Origin of the sequence: Jiangella alkaliphila (assembly GCF_900105925.1) — a bacterium.
GTDB lineage: Bacteria > Actinomycetota > Actinomycetes > Jiangellales > Jiangellaceae > Jiangella > Jiangella alkaliphila.
Genome location: NZ_LT629791.1, coordinates 6,218,513 through 6,243,624 on the forward strand (window position 1 = coordinate 6,218,513; position 25,112 = coordinate 6,243,624).

Genomic DNA, 25,112 nt, shown 5'->3' on the forward strand with positions numbered 1-25,112 from the left:
CGCACAGCCGCAGACTACACGACCGTCTCCACCCGGTGGAGCCCCATCTCAGGGGAGCCGAGTGGCACGGCGTGGAGGCCCGCCGCCGCGACCTCGGCGCGCAGACCGTCTTCGGAGAGCACCCACCACGCATACGAGACTCGCTCCTCGGCCACCATGACGCCGTCCTCGAAGGTCCGGTAGGTCATGTGCCAGGTCACCTGGTCCGCGGCCGTCGGGATCGCCCGGCCGGAACCCCGATACGTGTAGCGGCCCACCGTCACCTCGGATCCCGGCGTCTCGGCGACCTCGACGGCCTCGGCCGGCGGCTGCAGGTTCACCAACGCCGGCGCTCCCGACGCGAGCCGCCCCGCCAGGGTCGCCCAGAACGCCTTCCGGGCGGCCCGGTCCAGATGGCCGATCATGTTCATCGCCAGCACGGCACCGAACCGCTCCGCCGAACGCACAGACGCCAGATCGCCGGCGACGACGCTCACCCGGCGGCGCAGATCGTCGTCGGACCCCACGCGCGCCATCAGCACGGCCCGCATCGCCGGCGACGGTTCGACCGCGAGGACCTCCGCCTCCGGCAACGCGGCCGCCACCGCCAGCACCCCGCGCCCGGTCCCGGCGCCGAGGTCGACCACCGGGCCTGCCGCTGGATTGACTCCCTGGAGGCCGGCCGCAACCAGCGGACCGAAGACCCGCCACGGCTCGGCCAGCAGGATGTCCACGTACTCGGCCGAGCGCTGGTACTCGTCGGCACCGAGACCCGGGCTCATGGCTAACGCGAGCCGAACCGGCGGCGGAACTTCTCCACCTGGCCGGCGGTGTCCAAGATCTTCGCCCGCCCGGTGTAGAACGGGTGGCTCGCCGAGGAGATTTCCACATCCACGACCGGATACGTCTGCCCGTCCTCCCACACGATCGTCTTCTCCGACGTCGCCGTCGACCGGGTCAGGAACGCCATACCGGCGCCGCCGTCGCGGAACACCACCGGGCGGTAGTCGGGATGGATGTCCTTCTTCATGGTCTCCCTCATGGTTCGACTCTGGGACGCCTTGCTGCGCTGGCGCCAGGCGCCGACGGATCGCCGCCACCTGTCGGCGTTCCGAATCAGGGCGACGGCGCTGTCAACGGGCTCGAGGACGAGGCCGGTCGGCAAGTCGGCGGTGACGTCCTGGATGGTGACCAACCGCCAGTCACCGGCGAACGAGTGGGACCGGATCAGGGTGTCGTCCTGCCAGACCTCGTAGCGGCTGGAGTACTCCTGCGCTCCGGCCGCCGTGAGGTGGTGGGCGCGGTACTCGTAGTCGCCGAGTCTGCGGATCTCGACGATCTCGCCGCCGGGCTCGCCGTCGTGGGGTGTGTCGGGCGGGCGCTGGGTCGTGACGACGCCGACCCCGTCCTCGGACAGGTGGGTACCGAGCCAGCCGAACAGGCCGCGCCGGTCGTCCTGGCCGAGGTGGCCGAGCATGTGCGCGCAGACGAACCCGTCGACGCGGTCAGGGAGCAGGCCGAGGCCGGCCGGCGCGGAGCCGGCGACGACGGTGATCCGCCGGGCCAGGTCGGCGTCGTCGGCCACCCGTGCGGTCAGGATCGAGCGCATCACCAGGGCCGGCTCCAGCGCCACGATGCGTGCGGCCGTCTCGGCGGCGATGACGCGCGTGCCGATGCCGGTACCCGCACCGAACTCCACGACAACCGCTTCCGCGCCGAGGTCGGCGAACGCCGCCCGCACGTGCGGGCGCAGCCGCTCCCACGGCTCGGTCATGAACAGGTCGTGGAACTCGGCGAGCTGCTCGTACCCCGTCTCAGTGGTGGACACGACGGCTACCAGCTGAACTTGGTGACACCGGGCAGCTGGCCGCGATGGGCCAGCTCGCGCAGCCGGATGCGCGAGAGTCCGAACTTCCGGTAGACCGCGCGGGGCCGCCCGTCGACCTGGTCGCGGTTGCGCAGCCGGGTGGCGCTCGCGTCGCGCGGCTGCCGGGCCAGCGCCCGCCTGGCCGCGGCGCGCTCGTCGTCCGTGCCGACGGGATCGGCGATGACGCGCTTGAGCTCGGCCCGGCGCTCGGCATACCGGGCGACGATCTCCTGCAGCCGCGCATTCTTGACGAGCTTGCTCTTCTTCGCCACGGCTCAGCGCTCCTCACGGAAGTCGACGTGCCGGCGCACGACCGGGTCGTACTTGTGCACCATGCGGTCAGGGTCGTTGCGGGCCATCTACAGCTTCTCCCCGCGGGCAAGCAGCTGCGCGACGACGGCGTCGATGCCGCGCTTGTCGATGGTCTTGATGCCGCGGGCGCTCACCGTGAGCGTGACGTTGCGGCCCAGCGACGGCACCCAGTAGAGCTTGCGCTGGATGTTCGGCTCGAACCGGCGCTTGGTGCGGCGATGCGAGTGTGAGATCGAGTGCCCGAAGCCCGGCTGGGCTCCGGTCACCTGGCAGCGTGCGGACATGCAGAGTTCCCTTCCGTGGTCAGCGTCCCGACGGGTACGGCAGCAGGGCCATCTCGCGGGCGTTCCTGATCGCGCGGGCTACCGCGCGCTGCTGTTCAGGCGTCAACCCGGCAGCGGGTTCGTGCGCTTGCGCCGGCCGGGCATCGGTCGCTTCCTGGAAGCCGAAGTCACCGTCAGCCCTGGCGGGCCTTGAAGCGCGGGTTCTGCTTGTTGATCACGAAGACGCGACCACAGCGGCGCACCACCTGCGAGCCGGGTTTGGCCTTCAGCGACTTGAGCGAGTTGCGAACCTTCATCTCCTGCCTTCCGTTCGTCGTCAGAGCGAGCTGTGGATGTCGCCGAGCCACGCCTCGAAGCCGTCGCCCGCGGCCTCCCAATACTTGCCGCGGTGGCGCACCTCGGCCGAGCTGAGCAAGCAGCGCTCGAACGCCGCCGCCACCTCGTCGCGGCCGTCGTCCATACCGGTCACGACGATCCGTGTGAACGGGCGTCGCCGTGCCCACGGCTCGGCGACACCGATGCTCAGCAGGCCGCCCGCGCCGTCCCACGCGCACGCGACCGCCGCCCGCGTCGGCAGCCAGAAGCAGCCACGCGAGCGCCGCGGGCCGCCGCCGATCGCCTCGATGTCCTCGTGCAGCCGGTCGGGGTGGAAGGGCCGCTCCGACATCAGGTCCAGCCGCCACACGTGCTCGCCGGCAAGCTCGGGCAGCGGCCCGTTCCGCACCTGCGCCGCCCAGGACTCGGCCGCCGCGTGCACGTGGATGCCGGCCAGCAGCCGCGTCAACTCCAGCGGGTCGCCGTCGCCCAACACCGTCGCGCCCGGCCGGGCCAGGGCTCGGACCAGCTCCAGCTCCGAGTCGTCAGCCCTGCCGACCACGGTGACGGCGTCGGCGTACTCCACCTGCGCCGCGCCCACCTCGGCCACCCCGCGCCGGTCGTCCTCAGACGTATGCACACCTCGCTCGCTCAGCAGGGCGTCCCCGAGCAGGTCGTCCACCAGCCGCTCACCGTCGACGGCGCACAGCACGCCGGCGATGCGCACGTGCCGCATCGCCGGGTCCTCGGCGACGACCCGGCAGACCTGCTGACCCTCGGCACCGACCGGCAGATGCGCCACGATCGCGCCCCACCGGCCAGCGTCGGCAAGCCGAGCCAGCGTCGGCGCGACGTCCTCGCGGATGGCGCAGCTGACACAGGCGTGCTCGAGGTCGATCTCCGCTCTCTCCAGCACGCCGGTCACGTCACTGACGGTGCGAAGCAGCCGGCCCCGCTCGACGTCGATGCTGTGGTGGACGACGACGGCGCCGGGCAGGTCCCACTGCAGCGCGACCGTCGCCGACGCCATCGCGTCCGGCGAGATGCCGGTCACCAGGACCACAGGAGTTGGACGCATACGGAACTCTTTCTAACGAGAACCAAACTCATTAGGTCCACACCCTAGCAGCGAGCCCGATCCATCACTTAATAGGTTTAAGAATCGTTCTCTATAGTGTCCGGCATGACCCAAAACCTGCGCAGATCGGCCGTCACGGTCGCATGCCTGGCCCTGGCCAGCCGCAGGGCCGGGCCTTCTTCACTCGGAGGCGTTGGCTGGCATCGGCCATCCCGCCACCACAGCCGCGCCGTCGCCGGGCCTCACCGAGTGGGCTGGTACTCCGGCTACTCCCCCGCCGCGGCGGGGTCAGGACGGCCGCCGACCTCCCAAGCCGCCAGCTCGGCGAGGTAGTCACTCCACTGCTCCGGGTCTGCCCGGAGCCGCACGTACGCAGCATCGATCTCTGCCCACGGCACTGGCGCATCAGCTGGTGTCATGACCTCATCCCTCCGACACTCGACTCACGGGTGCCGGTGCTGCCAGTCCAGCGCCCGCCGAATCAGCTGTTCCTCGGCCGGCGCGAACTCCACTGGCTCCGCCTGGGCCAACCGTGTCCGGAAGTACGCGACGCCGAGCTCACGCTCCACGTACTCGTCCAACGACAGTCCCGCGTCACGAGCGTCCTGCTCCAGCGCCGCCAGCACCCACGGCGCGAGCTCGATCGTGACCCGCGACTTCCCCATGCTCACCAGTATCAGCGCCCGACAGCGCCTTGACCACCGTGCGCGGTACCCGCGCGCACCACCTGAACTGCGGCACCATGCGGCATTGTGGCGGGCGGCTGGTCGACGGCCGCCCGGGCCTGGCCCCTACGGAAACTGCCGTCGCACACGTGCGCCGACCGAGGACGTGGCGGAGGCCACCGCGCTGGTGCTGTCCGCGCGGTTGTCGTTCCTCACGGCAGGAACTGGTGGGCGACGGCACCATCGCCGGTCCCCTGCCCTGACGGCGCGGGACCGGCTCACACCGCTGGCATGCCGTCGCGTTCGGCGAGCAGCTCCAGGGCTGCCTGTGCCAGATCGTCCTGGCCCACGGTGTAGACGGTCAGCGAGATCCCCGGGTCGTCCGGCAACGTGAGGATCTCGTAGTGCAGGGTGAACTCGCCGGCGAGAGGGTGCCGTAGCCGCTTCTGCCCGTGGAGCTTCTGCCGGATGTCGTGCGCCGCCCACATGCGACGAAAGTCAGCACTGTGGGCCAGGAGTGCGTCGATCAGCGCCGTCACCTCGACGTCGTCCGGGAACTGCCCGGTCAGCCGGCGTAGGAGCGCGACCACATCCTGCGCCACCTGCTCCCACTCGGCGAAGAAGTGCCGCATCGTGGGTTCGAGGAACGTGTTGGCGGCACAGTTCGCCGCGTACGGCGTCTGTTCGTGGACGCCGCCGAAGACGGCCTCGGCCAGCGGGTTCCGGCCCAGGACGTCCAGCCGCCGGTCGACGATGACCACCGGCTGAGGCATGGCCGCCACCAGCTCGGCGATCGCCGGCCGCACCTGGGCCGGCGCCGCCTGGGACCTCGTCCGGCGCGGCCGCGCGAGGTGGAAGAGGTGGTCGCGCTCGGCGGAGCCGAGGCGGAGGGCGGACGCGACAGAGTCCAGGATGGCGTCCGACGGATGGCCGCCGCGTCCTTGCTCGAGACGGATGTAGTACTCGACGCTCACGCCGGCCAGCTGCGCCACTTCGTCGCGGCGCAGCCCGTCGACGCGTCTGCGCGCCGTCACGGGGAGGCCGAGCTCTGCGGGCTTCAGCCTGGCTCGTCGCGTACGAAGGAACTCGGCGAGTTCTCGGGCAGGCGTCATGCGTCTCCTCGGGGCGTTTGGGTGGCCCTTGCCGTACTAGTACCAACGTGATCTGGTTCGCGGGGCATCCCGGGACGAGGCTCGCTGCCATGAGAGCCGTCACGATTCCAGACTTCGGTGGTCCTGAGGTGCTGACCGCTGCCGATGTCCCCGTTCCCCGCCCTGGTCCCGGCGAGGTCGCCGTCGACGTGGCCTACGCCGGTGTCACCTTCGCCGACATCATGTTCCGGCAGGGCCTGGCGCAGGTCCCGCTGCCGTTCATCCCCGGGATCGAGGTGGCCGGCCACATCCGCGAGCTCGGCAACGGCGCCACAGGGCTGCGTGTCGGCCAGCCGGTCGTAGCGCTCACGACCGTGGCCGGCGGTGGGTACGCGGAGCTCGTCGTGGTCGATGCCCGCCTCGTCGCGCCGGTGCCCGAGGGCTTCTCGCTCGACGTGGCCGCCGGCATCCCGGTCAACACCACGACGGCGGTGATGGCGCTGGGGACGGTCGCCCATCTGGCCGGCGGCGAGTCGGTGCTCGTGCATGCCGCGGCCGGTGGCGTCGGCGGTCAACTGGGTCAGGTCGCGCGGCTGCGCGGTGCCCGTCGTGTCGTCGGCACAGTCGGACGGATCGACAAGGTGCCCGAGGCGATGAAGCACGGCTTCCACGACGTGGTCGTTCGCGACGATCTCACCGAGACCGGTTTCGACGTCGTCGTCGACTCCATCGGCGGACCAACGCGGCGGGCCAGTCTCGACGCGACGGGTGCCGGTGGGCGGCTGGTCCTGCTGGGCAACGCCTCCGGCGCGCCGGACGTCGCGGTCGGCACCAACGACCTGTTCGCCACGAGCCGGAGCGTGCTCGGGTACAGCCTGGGGCGGCTGTCCGACACGCATCCGGACACGGTCGGCGCGGCCCTTCGCGACGCCGTCGGTGCCGTCACGTCCGGCGACGTTCAGGTCGCCCTGGCCGCCGTGCTGCCACTGACCGACGCCGGCGAGGCACACCGCCGGATCGGATCTGGCGCGAGCACCGGCAAGTTCGTCCTCCAGGTGGCATGAGCCCGAGCTACGAAACTTGGCCACGTATCTGCCGGGAACAGCCGTAGCGACCCGCCCAGAGCCGTGGACGGCCGGGCACCCTCCGAATCGCCGCTCGACACCTGACGGAACCGCCTCGAGCTCGGTGACGACCTCGAGACGATCGTGACCTACGACGAGCGCCTGGCGGAGGCCGCGCAGAGCAACGGAGTCCCGGTCACCGCTCCGAGCTGACGAGACATCACCAGTTGATCACCGAGCCGTCCGCACGGCCGAACCGCGGCGTCGGCGCGAACCGCAAGGACGACGCCGCCGTGCGGGCGGCCGCCAGGTCGATCTCGACCCCCAGTCCCGGCAGCTCGGCCGGCACCACCGAACCGGCCTCGATGCGCGGTGCGGCCAGCACGAGCGCGTCGTCCCAGCCGTGCCGCCGACTCTGCTCCTGCACACTGACGTTGGGCAGGCTGAGGTTGACGTGGGCCGAGGCGGCAGTGCAGACCGGGCCGAGCGGGTTGTGCGCGGCCACGCTGATGTAGTGCGCCTCGGCCATCGCGGCGATCTTGCGGCCCTCGCTGATGCCCGTGTTGGCCAGGTCGATGCGGGCGTGGTCGATGAGGTCGTTCTCGATCAACGGGCGGAACTCCCACTTCGTGGTCAACTGCTCACCAGCGGCAAGCGGCACCCCGGTGATCACCTCACAAGCTTCCAGGACGCAGCGTGCGGGCGGCGCTCTCGGCGCGCCTACACTGTGCGGCTGGCGACGGGTACCCGGCGCCAGCCGGCGCGAGTGACGTCGGCCGGGCCACCCGGGTGGAACTCGATCGCGGGGTCCACGACGTCGAGGGCGAGCGTCGCCTTCGAGGACCACCGCTGGTCCGGTGGTGCGTCCGCCCGCGGCCGCATGGTGATCGGCGCGTCGGGGAGCGCGCCCAGCGCCAGGGCGCGTTCCAGCGGATCGGGCAGCGCCACGAGCGGCGCGTGCTCGGTCAGGCAGGCCAGCCGCTCGGCGGTGGTGCTGGCCGGCGGGATCACCTGGCCCGCGGCGAGTCCGGGATCGAGGAAATGGTTGGTGTGCGCGAGCACCCGGCCAGGCGTCGCCTCGACGACGGCGACGCCCGCGGGGGTGAGCTCGATGCTCGCCGCCCGCGGCGACCCGGCCTGCGCGGCGACGACCGTGAGCACCGACGAGGCGGCGACGGGCGCCATGCCCGCGACGGCGACGGCCTCGTCCAGGGTCGTCGCCTCGTCGAGGATCCGCCGGGCCACGACGTGGACGGGAACGCCGGAACGCGAGCCGTCGCTCACGTGGTGGAGGATGTTGAAGTGCAGCCCGAGGCCGGCCGAGTTCACGCCGATCTTCGCGACCTGTCCCACCTCGGCGAAGGTCACCACCTGTCGCCCCTCGGCAGACGGGTAGCGCCGCACCACGGTGGCCGCGGACATGACGTCGAGCCAGTCCCAGGTCTGGATCGAGCGCGGCGCCGACCCGTCGGCGGGGAGGAAGACGCCGGTCGAGCACTCCGACCCGGTGAGCTTCATCAGGGCGAACACCTCGGTGCGCGCACTGAGCAGCATGACCCGCCACGGCTCCAGCCCGGCGCCGCGGGCGATCCCGGTCACCTCGGCGGCGACGTCCGGCGCATGCTCCGTGGTCCGGGCGAGGCAGTCCTCCACGACGTCCCGGCTCGAGGCGAGGTCGATCGCGGCCGCCCGGAGAACCGTGTCGTACTCGCCCAGAGCCGCGCGGATCCCCGCCGCGAACGCCGCGCCGAAGGCGGCCCCGCGCGCACCGGCGTCGGTCTCGTCCGTGGACCACACCTGGATGGTCACAAGGCGCCGCCGCTGTCGACCAGCGCCGCCAGGTCCCCGTGGGCGTCGCCGCGCTCGCGCGCGTCGCGGGCCACCCGCTGCCGGACGTCGTCGGGCTGGTCCTGGCTCACCTTGAACACCGCCCGCTCGTCGGTGACCTCGAACCGGAACCCGACCACGCCGCCGACGATCTTCTCGAACACGTCCAGCGACGGGGTCATGTCCCAGCGGCTCGGCATGAGGTCCTCGGCCGCGCGGACGGTCTCGGTGACGACGTGCAGGCAGTCCGCGCGGTCCTGGAGCACCTCGACCCGCGCCGTGAGGTGCACGGCGGCGTAGTCCCAGGTCGGGACCGCCGGGGTGTACTCGTACGTGGTGGGCGACACGTAGCCGTGCGGCCCGCTGAAGACGAGCAGCACCGGGTCGCCGCCGGCGAGGAGCCGCCACTGCGGGTTCGCCCTCGCGACGTGCCCCAGCAGGGTCTTCCCGACCAGCGTGTCCGACGGCGTCGCGGACGCCGGGATGACCACCGGCGTGTGCGTCGCGACGGGTGCGTCGCCGGCGCGCGCCGACACAACGAGGGCGAACGGATGCCGCCGGACCAGCTCGACGACGTCGCCGCCCGACGGCGCCCGGTACTTCGGGAACTCGTGCATCAGGCCCTCCTCACCGGGCCGCGGACAGGACGGCGTCCCAGAGCACCTCGCCCGCCAGAGACCCCACGGCCGTGGCGTTGAGCGAGAGCCGTCCGTGCCGTGTCTCGGGCGAGACGGGCAGGCTCACCTCGTCGGTGGTCAGCGCGAACAGCGTGTCGCCGTCGACGGCGGTGTGGAACGGCTGGATCGCGCGATGCATCGAGCTGTGCACCTGCGTGGCGAACTGGTTCAGCTCGGCGTCGGTCAGCGCGACGTTCGTCACGACGGCGGTCACCGTGGTGTTCCCCGCCGCGGTGGCCGGGGCGACGTGCTCGGCCAGTGCGGCCTCGTAGTGCACGTTCGGGTGCTCGCGCCGGCCGAGCGCCGCGTCGTAGTTGCCGCGGACGATGGTGCCGTCGCGGTCCACGATGACGCCCACGGGGTTGACCACCGTGACGGCGAGGATCTTGACGTCGCCGACCTGCCGGAACGCCGCGCCCTGCCCGGCGAACTCGGACCGGTCGTACTCGATCTTCCCGCAGGTGGCCGAGACGCCCGCGCCGGCCCGGCCGATCTCGACGCTCGCGCCGGCCGCCTCCAGCGCCGCCCGGCCGAGGGCGGCGTCGGGGTAGATCGCGTTGTCCCGCACCGCGAGGTCGTAGACGATCGCGCCGGACACGGTCTTCAGGTCGGCGAACGACGCCCGCCCGCCCGTCCGCTCCAGCAACGCGTGCGAGACGCCGGTCGCCGCGGCCAGGCCGTACACCGAGCCGCCCGCGAGGCAGATCGCATGGTTGAACGCGTACGACCCGATCTGCCCGACCGCGCCGCCCCGCGCGTCGACCGCCGTCCGCGCGCCCGCCTCGACCGCGATGACGGTCGCACCCGTCGGCCCCTCCGCGTACTCGGCGGACCCGACCGAGACGCCCGGGAAGTCGAACGCGAGCCGCTCCCTCCCCGCGCCGTGGACCGGCTTCAGGTCGACGTCGGCGTTGGTGATCCCCGGCGACGAGGGGACGTGCGGGGCGAGGCGAGGATCGGTCACGAGTGCAGCTCCTGGAACAGCATCTGGGAATAGGGATGGGACGGGCTCTGGTAGAACACCGACGTCTCGGCGACCTCGACGATGCTGCCGTGGCGCATCACGGCGACACGGTGCGAGACGTAGCGGACCGCGGCGAGGTCGTGCGAGATGAACAACGACGCGAAGCCGTGCTCGGCCTGCAGGTCGAGGATGAGGTTGAGGATCTGCGCCTGGACCGACACGTCCAGCGCGCTGACCGCCTCGTCGAACACGATGAACGACGGGTTCGTCACCAGCGCCCGGGCGATGGCGACGCGCTGGCGCTGCCCGCCGGACAGCTCGTGCGGCCGGCGGGTGGCGAACGACTCGGGCAGCCCGACGTCGGACAGCATCGCCAGGGCGCGCCGCTGGTTCTCCGGCCGCCCGCGCGCGATCACCTGGAGCGGTTCGAGCACCGAGTCGATCACCCGCATGCGCGGGTCGAGCGCCCACTGCGGGTGCTGCTGGACGGCCTGCACGCGCCCGGCGCGCGAGCGCAACCTGCGGTCGAGCGGTGCGCCGTCGAAGCGGACGCGCCCTTCGGTGACCGGCTGCAACCCGAGCACGACGGCGCTGGTCGTCGACTTCCCGGACCCCGACTCACCCACCAGGCCGAGCGTCTCCCCCGGCGCGACCTGCAGCGACACGTTGCGCATCGCGGCGACCTCACGCCTGCGGGCGCCCCGGCCGGACCGGAAGACGACGGTGACGTCGTCCAGCTCGACGATCGGCGTCACGAGCTCACCTCCAACCGCTCGAGGGCCTCCGCCCGCCGGCACAGATGCACCCGCCCGCGGAGCGTGGACGGGCCTGGCCGGCCGGCCGAGCAGGCGTCGTCGGCGAACGCGCACCGCGGCGCGAACGCGCACCCGTCGGCCTCGGCGTGCAGGACGGGCGGGCCGCCGCCGATCGACGCCAGCCGTTCCCCCTGGCGGACGCGGGTCGGGTCGGCCGCGGCCAGCGCGCGGGTGTACGGGTGGACCGGCGAGCCGAGCACCTCGGCGGCCGGGCCGTGCTCGACGATCCGCCCGGCGTACATCACGGCGACCTCGTCGCACCAGCGGGCCACGGTCGGCAGGTCGTGGCTCAACCACACGATGGTGGTCCCGGTGGCCCGCGCCTGCTCGAACATGAGCCGGATGACGTCCTCGCGGACCTGCGCGTCCAGCGCGGCGGTGGGTTCGTCCGCGACGAGGATCCGCGGCGACCGGCACATCGCGATGGCGATGGCGATGCGCTGGGCCATGCCGCCGGACACCTCGTGCGGATGGAGCCGGAGCACCCGGTCCGGGTCGTCGATGCGGACGCCCTCGAGCAGCGCGCGACGCGCCGGCACGCCCGAGTCCTTCCCGGCCAGGCGCAGCACCAGCTGCAGCTGCCGCCCGATGCGCAGGGTCGGGTCCAGCGACTCGATCGGGTCCTGCGGCACACTGCCCAGCATGGTGCGTCGCAGCTCTCGCAGGGCGCGCGTGTCCAACTGCGCGACGTCGCGGCCGTCGACGTGCACGCTGCCGCGCACGATGCGCGCGTTGCCTGGCTGCAGGCGGCCGATCAGCGAGGCCAGCGTCGACTTCCCGGAGCCGGACTCGCCAACGATCGCCACCGAGCTGCCCGGCCGCACCGTCAGGCTGGCGCCGTCCAGCGCGCGCACCGGGCCGGACTCCGTGGCGAACTCGACGGCCACGTCGTCGATCTCGAGGGCGCTCACGTCAGGCTCCTGGTCTCTCGTGGCTCGAACCGATCGCGCAGGCTGTCGCCGATCAGGTTGACGCACAGGATCGAGACGACGAGCGTCGCCCCGGGCGCGAGCAGCAGCCACGGCGCCCGCGTCAGGTAGAGCATCCCCTCCTGCACGAGGAGGCCGAGTGACGCGTCCGGCACCTGCACGCCGTAGCCGAGGAAGCTCAGGCCGCCCTCCACGAGGATCGCGACGGACAGCGCGTAGCTGGCCTGGACGGCGATCGTGCCGGCGATGTTGGGCAGCAGGTGCCGCACGAAGATGCGACCGGTGCGGACCCCGCTGATCCGGGCGGAGACGACGTAGTCGCGGGACACGACCCGCATCGTGGCCATGCGCACCATCCGCGTCATCAGCGGAATCGTGATCAGGGTGATGCTGGCGATCGCCGCGAGGTGTCCGGGCCCGACGAGCGCGGACACCAGGATCGCGAGCACCAGCGCGGGGAACGCGTACAGCACGTCGACGATGCGCATGACCGTCTCGCTCACCGCTCCGGCGAACGATCCGGCCAGCATGCCGGCGACGGTGCTCACGACCGCGGAGCAGGCGACCGCGACGAGCGACAGCGCCAGCGTGGTGGCGATGCCCTCCAGCAGCCGCGGCAGAACGGACCGGCCGAGGTTGTCGGTGCCCAGGGGGAACGCGGCCGACGGAACCTCGAGCCGGCCGCCGGCGGTCTGCGTGGCCGACCCGGCGAAACCGGTCAGCCACGCGGCGACGGCCGCGAGCACGAGGGCGGCGAGGACGACGCACGAGATCCAGAGCACGAGGTCGCGACGCCTCCGGCGTCCGGTGCGCGACGCCGGCCCGGCCGGGGCGGTCGTCGTGGCGGCGCTCATGCGGCGATCCTCGCGGCCCGCAGCCGCGGATCGAGCGCCGTCGCGACCAGGTCCACGACGAGGTTGGCGACGATGAACACGATCGCGGCGAGCAGGACCACGGCCTGGACGACGAGGTAGTCCCGGCGGCCGAGCGCGGTGACGAGATAGGCGCCGATGCCCGGCACGTTGAAGATCGTCTCCACGATGACGGTGCCGCCCAGCAGCGTGGCCACGATGGTCGCGAGCAGGGTGAGCACCGGCGGCATGGCGTTGCGCACGATGTGGTGGCGCACGATGAAGCCCGGGGACTCACCACGCGCGACGGACGCCGCGATGTGCGGCTCCACCAGGACGTTCAGGACGGCGTCGCGGGTGTTGCGGGCCGTCACCGCGCTGCACGCCACCGCGAGGACCAGCGTCGGCAACAGCAGGGACCGCGCGAACGCCGCGAGGTCCTCGCCGGGCGGCCGGTAGCCGCCGACGGACAGGCCGATCGCCGTGCTCGACACGAGGAACACCACGAGCCCGCCCAGGACGAACTCGGGCACGCTGATGCCGAACGCGCTGAGCAGCCGCCCGCCGGCGCCCCCGCCGCGCCGGGTGGACCGCAGCGCGGTCGCCAGCCCGAGCGGCAGGCCCAGGAGCACGGTCAGGACGATGGCCGCGACGGCGATGGTCGCCGTCACCGGCAGCCGCCGGGCCAGCTCCTCACCCACCGAGACGTCCGACACGTACGAGTGCCCGAGATCGCCGGTCACGACGCCCAGGAGCCACTGGCCGAACTGCGCCACGACCGGTTGTTCGAGGCCGGCCTCGGCGAGCGCCTCCTGGCGCTGGGCGTCGCTGGCCAGCGGCCCCAGGGCGAGGTCGGCGTAGTCACCGGGCATCAGCCGCACCGAGGCGAAGATGAGGATCGACACCCCGAGCAGCGTCAGCACCGAAACACCGACGCGTCGCAGCGTCCACAGCGCGGTCTGCATGGTCCCGGCTCCCTGGCGTCGGCGCGGCGCTACTCGGCGGCGTGGAACTCGGTGAGCATCCGCAGGAAGTCGCCGTAGCCCTCGTTGCTGTACAACGTCGGGCTGACGGTGTCGCCGCGGTAGCCGATGATCGTCGGACGCAGGACCAGCGGAATCGTCTCGGACTCGGTGTCGGCCTGCACGCACAGATCGGCGAAGACGCCGGCCCGCTGGCTGCCCGCGGGGGTCGACGCGCCGGCCGCGATCAGCGCGTCGAGCTCCTCGGAGCCGTGGTTGTACCCGGCCGAGAAGCCGGCCAGCCGCGGATTCCACCAGCCGGTGACCATCGCCGGATCGGCGTATCCGGAGAACCAGCTGAGCGCGAGGTCGAAGTCGGCCGGGGCGGCGTAGACGCGGCTGGAGTACGTGGCGTAGTCGTAGGTCGCGATCTCCACGGTGACGCCGATCTCGGCCAGGTTCTGCTGGATCACCTGGGCGATGTCGGCGAGCACGGCCTCGGAGTCGTAGATGAGCAGGTCCAGCTCGAGCCCGCCGTGTTCGTCGATCACGGCCCTGGCGTCCTCGATGGAGGCGCTGCTGGACGGCAGATCGTCGACCGCGCAGGCGTCGGGAAGCGGCACCGGGGTGACGCCGGTGGCGGCGGAGACGCCGGCCATGACGAGGTCGTTGATGCCGTCGCGGTCGATCGCGGCGTTGATGGCGAAGCGCACGTCCTCGTCCTGCAGCGCCGGGTCGCCGGACAGCGAGTTGACGATCAGGTAGTGGAAGTCGGTGTTCTGCTGATGGACGACCTCGACGTCGGCATCGTCGGTGAGCAGGTCCGCCGAGTCGACCGCGTTGAGCAGCGCGACGTCGGCGCTGCCGTCACGCAGCCCCGCCACCCGGGTCGCCTCGTCGGCGACGATCTCCAGGCGCAGACTGGAGAACCCGAGGTCGGCGGCGGCCGGATGGTGCTCGTTCGGCACGAACACCCAGTACTCGTCCTGACGGTGGTCGGCGGCGACCAGCGGCCCGGTGCCGAGCATCTCGGCGGCCGGGTCGATCTCGCCCGCCTCGATCTCGGCCATCGGCAACACCGCCGCGGGCGTGTTCGCCAGCGCGGCGAGGAACGGCTCGTAGGGTTCGGCCAGCGTCACGGTGACCTGGTCCGCGCCGGTGGCCTCGACGGCGGTGACCGGCCCGAGCTGGCCCGTCCACACCGCCGGGTTGTCGATCAGCCGCCGCAGGCTGCCGACGACGTCATCGGGGGTCATGGCGCGGCCGTTGGAGAACGTCGCCTCGGGGTCGAGGGTGAAGACGTACTCCGTCTCGCTCGGCTGCTCCCAGGACGTCGCCAGGCCCGGCCGCACGGCGAGGTTCTCGTCGATGGTCGTCAACGTCTCGTAGACCAGGCCCTCGATCATCCAGGCACGCGCGGCCGCGGCGCCCTGGGGATCGAGGCCGCTCGCCTCGGCGGTGTCGTAGTCGACCTGGACGACCAGCTCGCCGCCGGCGCCGGACTCAGGGTCGGCCACGGCGAGGAATCCGGGTGCTGCCTCCTCGGACGACGCCGCTCCACCGTCGGAGGCGGCGGTCGTACAGGAGGCGGTGGCAAGCAGGGCGAGCGCGGCCGTTCCGGCCAGAGCGCGCTTTCTCATCGGGGCTCCTCGGGTCCGTGACCAGCATGGTGGTGGACGTGATCGCAGTCGCAGCCGCTCACCGGTGAGCTCGGCGGCACGTCGAGGGTGGGGTTGCGGTCGAAGAAGCCGGAGGGCACGAGCGTGAACCCGGTCGTGTCCACCGGCATGATCGGCCAGTCCTCGAGCCGTGGGAAATGGGTGAGGCCGAACGTGTGCCACACGACGATGTCGCCTCCGTCGATCGACGCGTCGCCGGCGATGTAGACGGGCAGTCCCTGCCCGGGAGCGCTCTGGTTCACGAGAGTGCCCGCCGGGTAGCGCTCCGCGGGGTCGAAGGCGGTGACCCACAGATGGTCGCCGGCGAACGCGGCGCGCCGGGCGATCACCGACTCGTCGGCGGCGAGCAGCACCGGCTTGCCCTCGGGGTGCAGGACGTAGGAGACGGGAGCGCCCATCCGGTTGAGGACACCGGGGTTGGACACCCGCCAGGTCCGGTCCGCCGAGGCGTCGGCGCGGCGGCGCCCCTCGCGCTCGGTGCGCAGCCGAGTGACCCGCCGGCCGATCGCGTTGCCGTACGGGTTGTCCGCCCCGGCCGCGATGCGCACGACGTCGACCTCGTCGACCGCGTTGTCCGGGCCGTCGACGGCCATGTCGAGGCGGGCGCAGAACAGGTGCTGGTGGTACGGGGCCGCCAGGCCCGGCGCGAGTTCCGAGGCGTACCTCGCGGTGCGCTCGTCGAACGCGGCGGTGAACACGATGCCGGTCGCCTTCGCCTCGAACTCGATCCGGCCGTCGAGATAGAGGTACCAGTAGAAGCCGTAGTCGTAGTTGCCGACGGTCGTGAAGAACGACAGCACGAGCCGCCGCTGCCGCCGCACGTCGGTGGTCCCGGTGAACTGCTCGGTGTGCTTCCAGAGCACGCCGGCGTCCTCCTCGTGGACGCAGACGGCGTTCTTGATCGTCCGCACGCCGCCGGCGCTGTCGGGGATCGCGACGTCCAGGTAGGCGATCTCGCCGAGGCAGTCGCACCCCAGCTCCAGCGAGTTCGCCAGCCGCCCGAGGAGGTACTCGCCGGTGTCGAAGTAGTTCTGCCAGAACCGGACCGGGCCGGGGTCGCCGTAGGGCACGAGCATCTCGGCGATCGAGGCGCGGTGGACGATCGGCCGGATCCGGCCGCCGTCGTCGAACCCGATCTGGTGCAGGATCAGCCCCTCGCGCATGTCGAAGCCGAGCCGCAGCGACCACTTCTCCCAGCTCAGGGCGTCGCCGTCGAAGGCGAAGCTCGGGCCCTCGGGCTGGCTGATCTCGATCGGCCGCTGCGTCGTCCGGTCCGGCCCGAACGTGCCGGGCACGTGGTAGTCACCCGGCTCGGCCGGCACCGGCACCCGGTAGGCGTCGATGACCTCGACCACCTCGCGCGCGGCCAGGTCGACGTAGGCGACGAGGCCGTCCACCGGGTGCGCCCAGGGCATCGCGCCCGGGTGCGGCTGATGGTGGCCGAGCACGCGGGCCAGCCGGCGACCGTCCTCGCCGGGGATCTCGTACCGCCCGGCGCTGAGCCCGGCCAGCACGACCGTCCCGGGGTCGTCGATGCCGCGCACCGACAGCGCCTTGGCCCAGCGCTCGTCGTCGCGGATCAGCTCGCGGATGAGGTCGTGCTCCTCGCTCAGCAGCGGCACCTGGCCGGTGACCAGCGGATCGATCGGCGTGGTGGCGACCACGATCTCGTCGCCGAGGTCGACGACGACCTCCACCGCGGCGGCTCCGTCGAGGACGTGCGCGATCGCCCGCCGGGGCGGATCCCCCGCGGCCAGCGCGCGCTTGTCCGGCTCGTCGAGGGTGAGCAGGGCGAGCCGCTGCGTATCGCCGAGGACGCCGGCCGCGCGCAGGATCCGCCCCGCGCGCTCGATCTCTCGCCGGCTGAGTGACGAGAGGGGATGCCGCTCGTCACCCACGGTGCCGGCCGCGGTCGACGTCGAACAGGTACAGGCCACAGCAGATCTCCCGCTCCGAATCCTGCGCCGGAACGTTCCGGCGTGCGGGCCACCCTAGGGGAGTCGGATCGTTCCGGCAATACCCTGTCCAGCGCCGGGATGTCGTGGCGCGGTGTGTAAGAATCGCCGACGTGCGCGAATCCGGCCGGGTGAGACTCGTCGACGTCGCGCGCCGGGCCGGGGTCGGGAAGACCACGGCATCCGACGCGCTGACCGGCACCGGCCGTGTGTCCGCACAGACCCGCCAAGCGGTGCTGGCCGCCGCCGAGGAGCTGGGCTATCGGCCCAACGCGGCAGCCCGCCAGCTGCGCCTGTCCGCGACCGGCACGATCGCGGTCGTGCTGCCGGAGGTCTCGGCCCGCTCGGCGTACTACACGGCCTTCGCCTTCGGCGTGATCAGCCGGGCCGCCCACTCCGACCTCGACGTCACGGTGGTCACCCGGCCGCACGGGCACCAGCGCCCGCGCGAGCTGCGCGCGGACGGCGTCGTCATCGCCGACCCCCGGCGCGGCGACCCCGTCGTCGACGCGCTCATCGCCGCCGCGAGCCCGGTCGTCACCGGTGAGCACGTCCTGGCCGGCCCGCCGCCCGACGGGGTCGTGTTCTCCGACCACGAGGCCGCGCTGCGCCGTCTCCTCGACGACCTGGACGGCACTGGCTTCCGGCGCCCGGCCCTCATCGTCGCCGAGGACGACACCGACTGGTCGGCGTCGCTGGGCCGCGGCTTCCGCGGCGGCTGCGCCGAGCGCGGGCTCGAGCCGGTCGTGCGGCACACGTCGTTCGAGGCGCCGTCGCACCACGTGCGGGCCGCGACCGAGCGCCTGCTCGCCGACGTGCCCGACGTCGACGCGATCATCGTCGGGCCGGACGGCGGCGCCGTGGAGGTGCTGTCGGTCCTGCGGCGCTCCGGTCGCCGCGCCGGCTCGGACCTCGCCGTCGCGTCCTGCGTCGACTACGCCGCGCTGCAGTTCGTCGATCCGCCCGTCACCGCGATCGACCTGCGGCCCCACGCCGCCGGCGTCACCGCCGCCGAGCTGCTCATCGACCTGCTGGACGGCTCCGCGACGCCGGGCACCGAGCGCGAGCACGACGTCGAGATCATCCCGCGTGCGTCCACCTCGCAGCGGCTGCACCCCATGGCGCCGTGACGACCGCACCCCTCGACGGCGTGCTCGTCGCCGACTTCTCCCGCGTGCTCGCGGGCCCGCTGGCGACGATGACGCTCGCCGACCTCGGAGCGCGGGTGATCAAGGTGGAACGACCGGGCACCGGCGACGACACCCGCGCCTGGGGACCACCGTTCAGCGCCCACGCCGCGACGTACTTCGAGAGCGTGAACCGCAACAAGGAGTCGCTCGCCCTCGACCTCAAGGATCCGGCCGACCTGGCCCGTGCCCGGCGCCTGGCCGGACGCGCCGACGTGGTCGTGGAGAACTTCCTGCCGGGCACCATGGACCGCCTCGGCCTGGGCTACGCGGACGTGTCCGCGCCGAATCCCCGCGTCGTCTACGCGTCGGTGAGCGGCTTCGGGTCCGGCGCCGGCGCCGATCTCCCCGGGTACGACTTCATCGTGCAGGCCGTGGGCGGGCTCATGCACGTCACCGGGGAACCGGGCGGCGTCCCGACGAAGGCCGGCGTCGCCCTGGTCGACGTGCTCACCGGCAAGGACACGGTGATCGGCATCCTGGCCGCGCTCCGCCGGCGCGAGGTCACCGGTTCCGGCGCCCGGCTGGAGGTCTCGCTGCTGTCGAGCCTGCAGGGGGCGCTGGCCAACCAGGCGGCCGCACACCTGGGCGCTGGGGCCTCGCCGTCCCGGCTCGGGAACGTGCACCCGTCGATCGCGCCGTACGAGCTGCTCGCCTGCTCCGACGGCCCGCTGGCGATCGCGTGCGGCAACGACGGGCAGTTCGCGCGGCTGGTCGCGGCGCTGGGCCGGCCCGAGCTCGCCGCCGACGCACGGTTCGCGACCAACCCCGATCGGGTCGCCCATCGCCCGGCCCTGCGCTCGGCGCTGGAGGCGGCGCTGCGGACGCGACCGGCGGCGCACTGGCAGACCGAACTGACCCGCGTCGGCGTGCCGGCCGGGCAGGTGAACGACATCGCCGGGGGCATCGCCGTCGCCGAGGCGGCCGGCCTCGACCCGACCATCGAGGTGTACGACGCGGCCGGCGAGTCGCACGGGCGCCAGATCCGGCCTCCGGTGACCTGGGCGCCCGCCTTCGCTCCGCGCCGGCAGGCACCACCCCGGCTCGACGAGCACGGCAGCGCACTGCGCGCCTGGCTCGACACCCCACCGAGTTGATCTTGGAGTTGTTCGGCCATTGCGGCGGCTTTTGTCCGATTGATACCCGCACAACTCCAAGATCAACTCGGGTGGCGGCCCGGCGGTGGACGGGTGGCGTCAACGGTCGCGCAGGGCCAGCCACAGCTGCGCCGCGATGTCGGGGTCGCGCAGCCCCACCCCGATGAGCTGCTCGGCCGCGGCGATCCGGGCACGCACGGTGTTCCGATGCACCCCCAGGGCCCGCGACGCCTCCTCCCAGCTGCCCCGCGCCCGCAGGTACTCGCGCACCGTCTCCGCCAGCGGCGGCCGCGCCTGCTCCAAGGCCGCGACCCAGCCGGTCACCTCGCTCTCGCCCGGCCGCGCGCCGCGGATCACCTCGCGCGCGAGGTGCAGGGCGACGCCGGCCACGTCAGGCACCCGAACGGACGCCGTCGTCACCGCTGGACGCGGCCGCCCGTCGTCCCGGCCGCGCAGCCGTCGCGCGACGAGGTCGATCCGGACGTCGTCGAACGCCTGGTCGTCGGGCCCGGACCCGGGATCCGGTCGCGAGACGCCGGCATGAACGCTCGTCAGCACCGCCTGCGCGGTCGTCACCAGCAGCCGATCCGCCGCGGCCAGGGTGCGCCCCGCGCCGACCGCGAGCGCCCCCGGCTGCGTGTCGGCGAGGCCGACCGGATACGCCACCACGTCGTGCTGGTGCACCGGGAACGTGGCCGCGCCCAGCCGCGACCCGGCGAACAGCCGCCGGACCTCGCGACGCACCTCCGGCAGCAGCGGCGCTCGCGAGGACGGCCACACGACCGCCCGGCCCGAGTCGTCGTACGGCACGTAGGCCGCCCAGCCGCCGAGCGCCTGGGCGAGGATGCGCACCGTCCGCTCCCCCGCGTCCGGCTCCACGAGCGCGCGGATCAGCCGCGCCTGCGCGCTCATCGACCGGGTCAGGCTGGCCCGGTCCTCCCCCGTCGCCTGCCGCCAGTAGGTCCGCGTCAGCCGCTGGAACGGCACGCCGTCGGGGACCACCAGCAGAGCGAGGCGCGCGTGTTCGCACGCGGCGCTCAACCCGTCGGGCACCTCGTCGATCCCCTCGCCGAGACCGAGCACCAGACCGCTCACGCCGGCCCCGGCCAGCCGGACGACGTAGGCGTCGTAGGCGACGCCGCGCAGGGTGAACGGCAACCCGGTGGTGAGCAGCAGCTCACCACCGTCGAGGTAGGGCACGGGGTCGGCGAGCTCGGAGATGTGGACGCCGGACACCTCCGGCGAGGGCACCGGCAGGCGGCCGACCGGCAGCAGATCGGAACCGGAATCGGCGACGAGTCGCGCGAGCGAGACCATACTTGATTGTGCAGACCATCCAGTTCTGCGTCCACACTGGATGTTCCGTCCTCCCGGGAGCGGGAGCCGGGCGCTACCGTGCCGCCATGACCGCTCCACTGCTCGTCACCGAGGTGCCCGGCCCGCGTTCCCGCGAGTTGCACGCGCAACGCACCGAGGCCATCGCGGACGGCTTCGGCACCGTCCTGCCCGTGTTCGTCGACTCCGCCTCGGGTGGCGAGATCGTCGACGTCGACGGCAACCGGTTCATCGACCTCGCCAGCGGGATCGCGGTGACCAGCGTCGGCGCGAGCCACCCGCGCGTCGTCGCCCGCGTCTCCCGCCAGGTCGCGCGGTTCACCCACACCTGCTTCATGGTGACCGAGTTCGAGTCGTTCGTCCGGGTCGGCCAGTGGCTCAACGCGCACGTCCCCGGCGACTTCGACAAGCGGACCGCGCTGTTCTCCACCGGCGCCGAGGCGGTCGAGAACGCGGTCAAGATCGCCCGCAGCCACACCGGCCGGCCGCGCGTGCTCGTCCTCGACGAGGCGTACCACGGCCGTTCCCTGCTCACCATGGCGATGACGGCGAAGGAGCACCCGTACAAGACCGCGTTCGGGCCCTTCCCCGGCGAGGTCGTGCGCGCCACCAACGCCAACGCGCTGCGCAGCGGGCTCGACGCGGCCGCGGCCCTCGCCGAGGTGGAGCGCGTCATCGACGCGCACGGCGCCGAGACGTTCGCGGCCCTGGTCGTCGAGCCCATCCAGGGAGAGGGCGGCTTCAACGTGCCGCCCGCCGGGTTCCTCCGCGGCCTCGCCGAGCTCGCCCGCCGGCACGGGATCGTGTTCGTCGTCGACGAGATCCAGACCGGTCTCGGCCGGACCGGCCGGCTCTTCGCCAGCGAGCACGAAGGCATCGCCGGGGACCTCACGCTGACCGCGAAGGCGCTCGGCGCCGGCCTGCCGATCAGTGCCGTGACCGGACGCGCCGAGATCATGAACGCCGTGCACGTCGGCGGTCTGGGCGGCACCTACGCGGGCAACCCACTCGCCTGCGAGGCCGCCCTCGCGGTGTTCGAGATCCTCGACGACCCCGCGACGCTGCGCAACGTCGCCGCGATCGAACGCGTCGTCCTGGACCGGCTGCGCCCGGTGGCCGACGAGATCCCCGCGGTCGCCGACGTGCGCGGCCGCGGGGCCATGCTGGCGATCGAGTTCGCCGAGCCCAGCAGCCTGACGCCGCTGCCCGGCCTGGCCGCCGCCGTGTCCCAGGCCTGTCATCGCGGCGGGGTGCTCACGCTCACGACCGGCACGCACGGCAACGTCATCCGGCTGCTGCCGCCGCTGGTCGCCGCCCCCGAACTCGTCGCCGCCGGCGTCGACGTCCTCGTGGCCGCGATCCGCGCCGCGACCACCGAGGCCGCGGCATGACCTGCCCGGCGGACCTGCTCGATCTCGACGACCAGCTCAGCGACGCCGAGCTCCGGGTACGCGACGAGGTGCGCGGGCTCGTCGACCAGCTCCGCCCGTCGATCCCGGAGTGGTACGAGAAGGCGTACTTCCCGACCGAGATCATCCCGGAGCTGGCCCGGCTCGGGCTGCTCGGCATGGTGTACGACGGCTACGGGTGCCCCGGCCGCTCGGCCGTCGAGTACGGCCTGGCCGCCGTCGAGCTGGAAGCCGGCGACTCCGGCCTGCGCACCTTCGTCTCGGTGCAGGGATCGCTGGCGATGTCGGCGATCCACACCCACGGCTCGGAGGAGCAGAAGCGGCAGTACCTGCCGGGCATGGCGGCCGGGACGATCATCGGCTGCTTCGGCCTCACCGAACCGAACGCCGGATCCGACCCCGCCGGCATGACCACGTTCGCTCGCCGCGACGGGGACGACTGGGTCATCAACGGCGCCAAACGCTGGATCGGGCTGGCCTCGATCGCCCACCTCGCGATCATCTGGGCGCAGACCGAGGACGGCGTCCGCGGCTTCATCGTGCCGACGGACGCGCCCGGGTTCACCGCGACGCCGATCACGCCGAAACTGTCGCTGCGCGCGTCGATCCAGTGCGACCTCGAACTCGCCGACGTCCGCGTCCCGGCCGCGGCCCGGCTCCCCGGCGCGGCCGGCCTTCGAGGCCCGTTCGCCTGCCTGAACGATGCCCGCTACGGCATCGCCTGGGGGGTGCTCGGCGCCGCGCGGGACAGCTACCTCTCTGCGCTGCGCTACTCGCGCGAGCGCCTGCAGTTCGGCCGTCCCATCGCCTCCTTCCAGCTCACTCAGGAGAAGCTGGCGCGGATGGCGATCGGGCTGACCCAGGGCCAGCTCCTCGCGTTGCGCCTCGGCCGCCTGAAGGAGGCCGGCCGGCTGGAGCCGCAGCAGATCTCCCTCGGCAAGCTCGCCAACACGCGTACCGCGATCGAGATCGCGCGGGAGGCGCGAACCGTGCTCGGCGGCAACGGCGTCGCCGCGGAGCACTCGCCGCTGCGGCACGCGAACAACCTCGAGTCGGTGCGGACCTACGAGGGGACCGACGAGATCCACACCCTCGTCCTCGGCCGCCACCTCACCGGCATCGCGGCGTTCCGCTGAGCCGCGTCCACCCGTCCATCGCGACCACGTCGGAAGGACCGCCATGACCGTCACCATCGAGAACCTCATCGACGGCCGCCGCAGCACCGGATCCGGTGCCGAGATCCGCGACGAGAACCCCAGCCGTCCCGACGACCTCCTAGCCACCGGGCGCGCCGCCATCGTCGAGGACGTGGACGCGGCCGTGTCCGCGGCGCGCGGCGCCGTCGCGTCATGGGCGCGCCTGCCGATGCCCGAGCGCGCCGGCGTGCTGACCCGAGCGGCCGCGATCATCGACGAGCACGCCGCCGAATGGGGCGCCGAGCTGTCCCGCGAGGAAGGGAAGACCCGGCCCGAGGGTGTCGGCGAGGTGGCCCACGCGGCGGACATCCTGCGCTACTTCGCCGGCGAGGCCACCCGGGAGCAGGGCGAGGTGTTCGCGTCGCCGCGGCCGGGGGAACGGATCCTCGTCGTGCGCCGCCCCGTGGGCGTGATCGGCGCCATCACCCCGTTCAACTTCCCGATCGCGATCCCCGCGTGGAAGCTCGCGCCCGCCCTGGTCTACGGGAACACGCTGGTGTGGAAGCCGTCGATCTCGGTGCCGGTGCTGGCCATGCGGTTCGCGCAGGCCCTGCAGGAGGCCGGACTGCCTGCGGGGGTGCTCAACCTCGTCATCGGCGAGCCCGACGTCGGGCCGGCCCTCGTGGACCACGCCGGCATCGACGCCCTCACCTTCACCGGGTCGACCGCCGTCGGTCGTTCGGTCGCGGCCCGGCTGGCGGCACGCGGCGTCCCGTTCGCCGGCGAGATGGGCGGCAAGAACGCCGCCGTCGTCCTGCCCGACGCCGACCTCGAGCTGGCCGTCGAGCAGGTCGCTCGCGGCGCGTTCCGGGCGACTGGACAGAAGTGCACCGCCACGTCACGGGTGATCGTCGACACGACGATCGCCGACGAGTTCCTCGCCCGGTTCGCCGAGCGCGCGGCCGCGGTCCGGGTCGGCGATGCCCTGGCCGACGGTGTCGACATGGGACCACTGGTCCACGCACAGGCCAAGCAGCGGGTGACCGAGGCGATCGGCCGGGCGAGGTCGGACGGCCTGGCCGGCGTGTACGTCCCCGCGCCGTACACCGAGGGCGACCTCGCCGCGGGCCACTTCGTCCCGCCGGCCGTGTTCGAGCTGCCCGACGAGCGCCACGAACTGTGGTCACGCGAGCTGTTCGGCCCTGTCGTCGGTGTACGCCGCGCGGACGACACCGCACACGCGATGCGACTCGCCAACGACAGCGACTACGGACTGTCGGCCGCGCTGTTCACCCGCGACCTGGACCAGGCCCTGGCCGCGATCGACGATCTGCACGTCGGCGTCCTGCACGTGAACTCCGAATCGGCCGGAGCGGACCTGCACGTGCCGTTCGGCGGCATGAAGGGCAGCGGCCTCGGACCCCGCGAACAGGGCGGCACGGCCCGCGACTTCGTCACGGAGACGACCACCGTCTACCTGCGCGGAGCTTGAGCCCCGAGGATCCGATCGACCGGGATGCGGCACGTCGATGCCGCATCGCCTGACTCACCGGTCGCGGCGTATGCCGTCGACTCACCCCGTCGGGGTGATTCAGGCCGCAAGGACGTGGCGCAAGGTTGTTGGCGACATCGCG

25 protein-coding genes and 3 pseudogenes are annotated in these 25,112 nt (G+C 72.7%); 6 read left to right on the forward strand and 22 right to left on the reverse strand.

All coding sequences use genetic code 11. The features are described 5' to 3' along the window. Positions 1-14: 14 nt before the first annotated feature. The 11 genes and pseudogenes from BLV05_RS28655 to BLV05_RS28705 all read right to left on the reverse strand — a co-directional run bounded on the left by BLV05_RS28655 (position 15) and on the right by BLV05_RS28705 (position 5,612). Positions 15-761, reverse strand: a complete 747-nt coding sequence (locus BLV05_RS28655; protein ID WP_046770749.1) for a class I SAM-dependent methyltransferase — start codon at positions 759-761, stop codon at positions 15-17. 2 nt (positions 762-763) lie between these two features. Continuing rightward, entirely contained in the window at positions 764-1,009 is a 246-nt protein-coding gene (locus BLV05_RS38830) for a type B 50S ribosomal protein L31 (protein ID WP_046770815.1), read from the reverse strand. A gap of 285 nt (positions 1,010-1,294) precedes the next feature. Next, positions 1,295-1,753, reverse strand: a pseudogene (locus BLV05_RS38835) (class I SAM-dependent methyltransferase); the annotation flags it as partial. 59 nt (positions 1,754-1,812) lie between these two features. Beyond that, entirely contained in the window at positions 1,813-2,118 is a 306-nt protein-coding gene (rpsN, locus tag BLV05_RS28665; RefSeq protein ID WP_046770748.1) for a 30S ribosomal protein S14, read from the reverse strand. 3 nt (positions 2,119-2,121) lie between these two features. Further along, a pseudogene (rpmG, locus tag BLV05_RS28670) lies at positions 2,122-2,199 on the reverse strand (50S ribosomal protein L33); the annotation flags it as partial. A 6-nt stretch (positions 2,200-2,205) separates the two neighbouring features. Then, complete coding sequence (gene rpmB / locus BLV05_RS28675) at positions 2,206-2,442, reverse strand: 50S ribosomal protein L28 (protein WP_046770747.1); 237 nt, start codon at positions 2,440-2,442, stop codon at positions 2,206-2,208. Between the two features lie 19 nt (positions 2,443-2,461). Beyond that, positions 2,462-2,551 (reverse strand): annotated as a pseudogene (locus BLV05_RS38840) (30S ribosomal protein S18); the annotation flags it as partial. Positions 2,552-2,615: 64 nt separating this feature from the next. Further along, positions 2,616-2,738, reverse strand: coding sequence for a type B 50S ribosomal protein L36 (gene ykgO, locus BLV05_RS28685; protein ID WP_046770746.1), 123 nt, complete (start codon positions 2,736-2,738; stop codon positions 2,616-2,618). A gap of 20 nt (positions 2,739-2,758) precedes the next feature. After that, positions 2,759-3,835, reverse strand: coding sequence for a CobW family GTP-binding protein (locus BLV05_RS28690; protein WP_046770745.1), 1,077 nt, complete (start codon positions 3,833-3,835; stop codon positions 2,759-2,761). A gap of 443 nt (positions 3,836-4,278) precedes the next feature. Beyond that, a complete protein-coding gene (locus BLV05_RS28695; RefSeq protein WP_152690910.1) occupies positions 4,279-4,500 on the reverse strand; it encodes a hypothetical protein in 222 nt (73 codons plus the stop codon). Between the two features lie 278 nt (positions 4,501-4,778). Continuing rightward, on the reverse strand, positions 4,779-5,612 hold the full coding sequence (locus tag BLV05_RS28705; protein WP_046770743.1) for a helix-turn-helix transcriptional regulator: 834 nt from the start codon (positions 5,610-5,612) through the stop codon (positions 4,779-4,781). Between the two features lie 89 nt (positions 5,613-5,701). On the opposite strand from BLV05_RS28705, the gene BLV05_RS28710 reads away from it, so the two are divergent. Continuing rightward, a complete protein-coding gene (locus tag BLV05_RS28710; protein ID WP_046770742.1) occupies positions 5,702-6,655 on the forward strand; it encodes a quinone oxidoreductase family protein in 954 nt (317 codons plus the stop codon). Positions 6,656-6,875: 220 nt separating this feature from the next. On the opposite strand, the gene BLV05_RS37255 is transcribed toward BLV05_RS28710, so the two are convergent. From BLV05_RS37255 to BLV05_RS28760, 10 genes are read right to left on the reverse strand one after another with little or no spacing between them, the layout of a single operon-like run. Beyond that, entirely contained in the window at positions 6,876-7,328 is a 453-nt protein-coding gene (locus BLV05_RS37255) for an enolase C-terminal domain-like protein (protein WP_052762780.1), read from the reverse strand. Between the two features lie 47 nt (positions 7,329-7,375). Further along, positions 7,376-8,464, reverse strand: a complete 1,089-nt coding sequence (locus BLV05_RS37260; protein WP_083421421.1) for a C45 family autoproteolytic acyltransferase/hydolase — start codon at positions 8,462-8,464, stop codon at positions 7,376-7,378. Then, positions 8,461-9,099, reverse strand: coding sequence for an FMN-binding negative transcriptional regulator (locus BLV05_RS28725; protein WP_046770740.1), 639 nt, complete (start codon positions 9,097-9,099; stop codon positions 8,461-8,463). The genes BLV05_RS37260 and BLV05_RS28725 overlap by 4 nt, the downstream gene beginning before the upstream one ends. A gap of 10 nt (positions 9,100-9,109) precedes the next feature. Beyond that, on the reverse strand, positions 9,110-10,123 hold the full coding sequence (locus BLV05_RS28730) for a P1 family peptidase (RefSeq protein ID WP_052762779.1): 1,014 nt from the start codon (positions 10,121-10,123) through the stop codon (positions 9,110-9,112). Beyond that, on the reverse strand, positions 10,120-10,878 hold the full coding sequence (locus tag BLV05_RS28735; RefSeq protein ID WP_046770739.1) for an ATP-binding cassette domain-containing protein: 759 nt from the start codon (positions 10,876-10,878) through the stop codon (positions 10,120-10,122). Before BLV05_RS28735 ends, BLV05_RS28730 begins: the two co-directional genes overlap by 4 nt. Further along, positions 10,875-11,849: an ABC transporter ATP-binding protein gene (locus BLV05_RS28740; RefSeq protein ID WP_046770738.1), complete on the reverse strand. Its 975-nt coding sequence runs from the start codon at positions 11,847-11,849 to the stop codon at positions 10,875-10,877. The genes BLV05_RS28735 and BLV05_RS28740 overlap by 4 nt, the downstream gene beginning before the upstream one ends. Next, positions 11,846-12,721, reverse strand: a complete 876-nt coding sequence (locus BLV05_RS28745; RefSeq protein WP_082155526.1) for an ABC transporter permease — start codon at positions 12,719-12,721, stop codon at positions 11,846-11,848. Before BLV05_RS28745 ends, BLV05_RS28740 begins: the two co-directional genes overlap by 4 nt. Further along, entirely contained in the window at positions 12,718-13,683 is a 966-nt protein-coding gene (locus BLV05_RS28750) for an ABC transporter permease (RefSeq protein ID WP_046770737.1), read from the reverse strand. Before BLV05_RS28750 ends, BLV05_RS28745 begins: the two co-directional genes overlap by 4 nt. A 29-nt stretch (positions 13,684-13,712) precedes the next feature. Then, positions 13,713-15,320: an ABC transporter substrate-binding protein gene (locus tag BLV05_RS28755; protein WP_046770736.1), complete on the reverse strand. Its 1,608-nt coding sequence runs from the start codon at positions 15,318-15,320 to the stop codon at positions 13,713-13,715. Continuing rightward, positions 15,317-17,257, reverse strand: coding sequence for a primary-amine oxidase (locus BLV05_RS28760; protein WP_046770811.1), 1,941 nt, complete (start codon positions 17,255-17,257; stop codon positions 15,317-15,319). The genes BLV05_RS28755 and BLV05_RS28760 overlap by 4 nt, the downstream gene beginning before the upstream one ends. A gap of 170 nt (positions 17,258-17,427) precedes the next feature. Here BLV05_RS28760 and BLV05_RS36180 point away from each other — a divergent pair, with 170 nt between their 5' ends. Both BLV05_RS36180 and BLV05_RS28780 read left to right on the forward strand, forming a co-directional pair. Beyond that, complete coding sequence (locus tag BLV05_RS36180; protein WP_046770735.1) at positions 17,428-18,444, forward strand: LacI family DNA-binding transcriptional regulator; 1,017 nt, start codon at positions 17,428-17,430, stop codon at positions 18,442-18,444. Next, positions 18,441-19,598, forward strand: coding sequence for a CaiB/BaiF CoA transferase family protein (locus BLV05_RS28780; protein WP_046770734.1), 1,158 nt, complete (start codon positions 18,441-18,443; stop codon positions 19,596-19,598). The genes BLV05_RS36180 and BLV05_RS28780 overlap by 4 nt, the downstream gene beginning before the upstream one ends. Positions 19,599-19,697: 99 nt before the next feature. On the opposite strand, the gene BLV05_RS28785 is transcribed toward BLV05_RS28780, so the two are convergent. Beyond that, positions 19,698-20,915 (reverse strand): PucR family transcriptional regulator, encoded by a 1,218-nt coding sequence (locus BLV05_RS28785; protein ID WP_052762777.1) that lies wholly within the window; start codon positions 20,913-20,915, stop codon positions 19,698-19,700. A gap of 86 nt (positions 20,916-21,001) precedes the next feature. On the opposite strand from BLV05_RS28785, the gene BLV05_RS28790 reads away from it, so the two are divergent. From BLV05_RS28790 to BLV05_RS28800, 3 genes are read left to right on the forward strand one after another with little or no spacing between them, the layout of a single operon-like run. After that, entirely contained in the window at positions 21,002-22,324 is a 1,323-nt protein-coding gene (locus BLV05_RS28790; RefSeq protein WP_046770733.1) for an aminotransferase class III-fold pyridoxal phosphate-dependent enzyme, read from the forward strand. Continuing rightward, complete coding sequence (locus BLV05_RS28795) at positions 22,321-23,478, forward strand: acyl-CoA dehydrogenase family protein (protein WP_046770732.1); 1,158 nt, start codon at positions 22,321-22,323, stop codon at positions 23,476-23,478. The genes BLV05_RS28790 and BLV05_RS28795 overlap by 4 nt, the downstream gene beginning before the upstream one ends. A 43-nt stretch (positions 23,479-23,521) precedes the next feature. Then, complete coding sequence (locus BLV05_RS28800) at positions 23,522-24,970, forward strand: aldehyde dehydrogenase family protein (protein ID WP_046770731.1); 1,449 nt, start codon at positions 23,522-23,524, stop codon at positions 24,968-24,970. Positions 24,971-25,112: the final 142 nt, after the last annotated feature.